This is a genomic window from candidate division TA06 bacterium (assembly GCA_004376575.1).
In the GTDB taxonomy this organism is placed as follows: domain Bacteria; phylum Hydrothermota; class DG-26; order E44-bin18; family E44-bin18; genus E44-bin18.
In genome coordinates this window covers 1-3720 of the sequence record SOJN01000026.1, presented here as the reverse complement: position 1 = coordinate 3720, position 3720 = coordinate 1, and the positions used below count along the sequence as shown (strand labels likewise).

The following is a 3720-nucleotide window of genomic DNA, read 5'->3' as shown; positions in this document are numbered from 1 at the left end:
TTCAAAAAGAAATACCTGTCTAACCTATAACAGAGATGGCTCTGTGATGTCAAGCGCCATCAGTTCCCAAATCCTGAATCTTGTGCAACCCTCTCCTTTCATTCCTCTCCCTTTCCAAGGGAGCCCGTGAAACGAGCCGGGAAGGAAAAAGTTGTGGGGCTGAATTGAACCGGGCACGTGCGCCCTGTCTGAATACTCGGAATCAATCGTAAGCACGCGGCTTCGGCCTATTTTTCCAATCCTCGGGTTCCTCAACCTCAACCTGAAGCATGCACAACACTCCGTAAGCCGCACAAGCAACAGGTCTATAAGGTCCTTTAGGGCCCTGTTCAACGTATTTGTCGTTGAGAGCTTCTTTCAGAGCGGATATCACCATTTCCTTCTCTTCTGCATCGAGGCGACCGGAGAGCCCGTAGGGCTCCACAAGGTCCACAGCTCTGGATCTGTCTCTGGGTTCCTCACCATTTCTCATTATGTCAAGAAGGGCAGGAATCGCCCTCTTATCCAGTATATGGCGAAAGCTATCGGCAGCATCTAACCTGAACTTGGTGTTGGCATGGTTCAGGAGCGGTTCAAGCAAGTCGGGCGCTCGGCTAGCTATGGCATAGAGCGAAACCACCAGCACAAACGAAAGCTCCTCGTAGCGATTGTCCCAATACCTTGCCTGCACGGGTCTCATTTCCTTTAGATAAGCGTCCGGTCGCTCGTGATGGTCGATATATGCCTGCAGCAGCTTCTTCAAGTCCGCCTTATCCCCCCACTTTGCCACTATCTTGATTGATTCATACCTGAAGCCAGGGTCAGCCGAATGGAGGTTTTCGGCAGCAACCTTCGCGACCTCACTAGTCTTAGCACCTATGAACGACAATCCGGACAGCGCTGTCATTCTGAGCCCCGGATCAGAACTATCATCTTCTGCTATTTCCCATAGAGGCCCAACAGCTCTCTCGTCGCCCGACCGGAATAGAGCACCGGCAGCAAGTGTACGAACATGTAGCGATTTATCACTCTCGACCAGCCCTATAAGGATGGTAAGTGCTTTCTGCGCAGACGCAAAACCCTTCTCGAAAGCGATACCAACGAGTGTTGCTGCCTCTCCCGCAACCACAGAATCCGGGCTGCTTAGGAGCGTGATGACCGAGTCAACATCCGCCTCCTCTAAAGCCGTGTATCGGTGTTTGTATTTTCCAATGAGTCCGTTGGAGCCAAAGGCGGATGTGAACGCCAGGATCAGGGCTGTTCCAAGAAATACATATGTCTTCATTTTATGCCTCCTGTTCGGCAAGCACTTTACCATCCTGGGTCTGTCTGTTTGCCTGGATTTGCCCAGTCCAAATGGTCCCAATGATGGAACATCCAGCCGTCCTGTTCTCTATAGACGAGGTACTCCCGATCGTCCACGATGTTGGGATGATCGAGTTGGAAAAGTCTGAAGAATTCTTTTTCTAAATGATGAGCAGAGTCTTCGGTGGGGTTTGAAAGTTTGAGCGCGACGGTGGGTCCCCTGGGTCCGTCTTTGACTGAAAAGACGGTCCCGGAAAGCCCCGTCCCAAGTTTTTCAATAACCTTATATCTGCCTGCAATCTGTTTCAAAAAGCAACACCTTACTAACCTATAACAAAGATGCCTCTGTAATGTCAAGCCCTATCAGTGGCCCAATTCCAGCATCACGTGTGCACCAGCTCCTCGCTTCGCATTCCTGGATCCTTGCGCATCCCTCTCCTTCTGTTCCTCTCCCTTTTCAAGGAAGAGGAAAACGGTCGGGATTCCGACATTGAGCAACAAGCGTAAACGTCCTGCGGCGAGCAAAGCAGCTTCCCTGGCTGCCCAGCAATCTGGCAGAAAGGGAAAAGGAAGGACCGCAGCCTTCCTTTTTCCTTATTTGCGCCTGCTTTTCCTTGTTTATCGGAGCAGTATCAACTTCCTTCCGGCTGTGAAGTTACCCGCCTGGAGACGGTAAAAGTAGACCCCGCCTGGCATCTGGCGCCCCTGCTCGTCATTACCGTGCCACTCAACCCTGTAATATCCTGCCTTCTGAGCGTCATTGACCAGAGTCTTCACGAGACGCCCTGCCAGATTGTAAACCTTCAGGGTCGTTTGAGCACGCTTCGATAACTGATAACCAATCACCGGCGACCGACGAGAAGGGTTAGGAGAACTCTGATGGAGGGCGTTGACTGTTGGGAGCGAAGTAGAAGGAATAACAGTCACAGCCACTTCCTTGCGCCAACTTTCTGCCGAGCACTTTACGAGCAACTTGATATTTCCCTTGGCTCCCAAAGGGGCTTCCTCGGCGACATCGAAAAGAAAGATCGCATCTTGCATCTCTTCTGGTACGAGAACCTCTCCGACCACAACCTCCCCAGTCCCAAACTGAATCCATCCTGGAGATTGATCCACCTCGACAACAACCTCCTGAAGGTTTTGGCGTTGAGAGTTTCGGACTTGCAGAAGGAGTTCATTTCCTCTCGACCCTTGCTCAACCTCCCAAGCTGCGATGGACGTCTGCGGCTGGGAAAGCAGCAGGCCAAGAACCACGAAAGGTAAAATGATTTTCCGCATAGCTTACTCCTCTTTCTTGATGATTTTGTACCGATAAGGACCGGGGGGTTCACCAATGCTCTCCACTTCGACATCATAAGCACTGACTAAGGTATTGTAAACAACATCTGCCACAGTGCCTGCTCCATCGTAGGGAGACCAATTATCTTTCAGAGCCTCCACTAAGACGGGAAGCGCTTTCTTATCCGGAACGTATTCAAGTCCGGCGGCCGCCAACGCTCTTACGTATCCATTCTCACTGTTTTTCAAAAGGTCAATGAGGATGTCCACTACCCTTCTGTCACCACGCTGAGCAAGGCTCCAGGTTACCTCTGACCTCACCATCTCATTTGGATGCTCCAGGAGTTCATATAGCAAATCCGGCGTTTTTAAGGCGACACTGTGAAGTCCGTCTCTGAAGATGCTTGAGAAGTCATTATAGGCACTTCGGTTCTGTCCTGGGCTGAGCGCCGGTTGTGACATAAGAGAGGAATCGGGATGGACATAGTGATCAACAAAAGACTGAAGAAATACCTTGAGCTTTGTCCTATCCTCTGAAAGGCGCAGAGCCAGAAAAGCCTGCACCCGAGCGTCGAGATCTGGCGAATCTAGGAGAGAACGGCCAATGTCGGCCACCCGCTCCTTATCGGCTCCTATTTTGGCGCCCTGGGTTCCGAGAGTATGTAGTGCTGTGCTTCGGATTATGTCATCAACCATTGAATCGGACGCAATTTCTAGCAGAGGTTCTAGAGCTCTCTCATCACCCACACCGGCCAATTCTCCTGCTGCAAGAACTCTCAACCAAAGGTCACTATCCGTTGTCATAATCTCAACAAGCCGGGGAATAGCTCTTTCAGCAGACGAAAAACCCTTTCGAAAAGCCACACCAATCAGAGTAAGAGCTTCTCTTCTTACTCCTCGATCTGCGTGACCCAATAGGCCTATGACAGTATCTACATCTGCTTCTTGGAACAAATCTAAGTGGTACCTGTATTTCTCAAAGACCCCATTAGAACAAAGAACATATGAGGGGACAAGGAAACCGACGAGTGCTACAGCTACAATTACATTTCTCCTCATGACTACACCTCTTTCTTTTGCGAATTCTGGCAAGGCCTCTTAGAAGCCCGGGTCAGTTTGCTTCCCCGGACTGGCCCAATCAAGATGATCCCAGATATA

The 3720-nt window shown here is 50.5% G+C and carries 4 protein-coding genes; all 4 read right to left on the bottom strand.

Translation table 11 applies throughout. From position 1 onward, the window contains the following. Positions 1–202 precede the first annotated feature (202 nt). Positions 203–1345: a HEAT repeat domain-containing protein gene (locus E3J62_02035; protein TET47256.1), complete on the bottom strand. Its 1143-nt coding sequence runs from the start codon at positions 1343–1345 to the stop codon at positions 203–205. Then, a complete protein-coding gene (locus E3J62_02030) occupies positions 1291–1593 on the bottom strand; it encodes a hypothetical protein (protein ID TET47255.1) in 303 nt (100 codons plus the stop codon). The genes E3J62_02035 and E3J62_02030 overlap by 55 nt, the downstream gene beginning before the upstream one ends. Before the next feature lie 309 nt (positions 1594–1902). Further along, on the bottom strand, positions 1903–2562 hold the full coding sequence (locus E3J62_02025) for a T9SS type A sorting domain-containing protein (GenBank protein ID TET47254.1): 660 nt from the start codon (positions 2560–2562) through the stop codon (positions 1903–1905). A 3-nt stretch (positions 2563–2565) separates the two neighbouring features. Further along, positions 2566–3621 (bottom strand): HEAT repeat domain-containing protein, encoded by a 1056-nt coding sequence (locus tag E3J62_02020; GenBank protein TET47253.1) that lies wholly within the window; start codon positions 3619–3621, stop codon positions 2566–2568. Between the last annotated feature and the right edge of the window lie 99 nt (positions 3622–3720).

Excerpts from the sequence above, each read along its gene's own strand:
- E3J62_02025 (TET47254.1), bottom strand. The coding sequence starts at position 2,562 with ATGCGGAAAATCATTTTACCTTTCGTGGTTCTTGGCCTGCTGCTTTCC.
- E3J62_02020 (TET47253.1), bottom strand. The coding sequence starts at position 3,621 with ATGAGGAGAAATGTAATTGTAGCTGTAGCACTCGTCGGTTTCCTTGTC.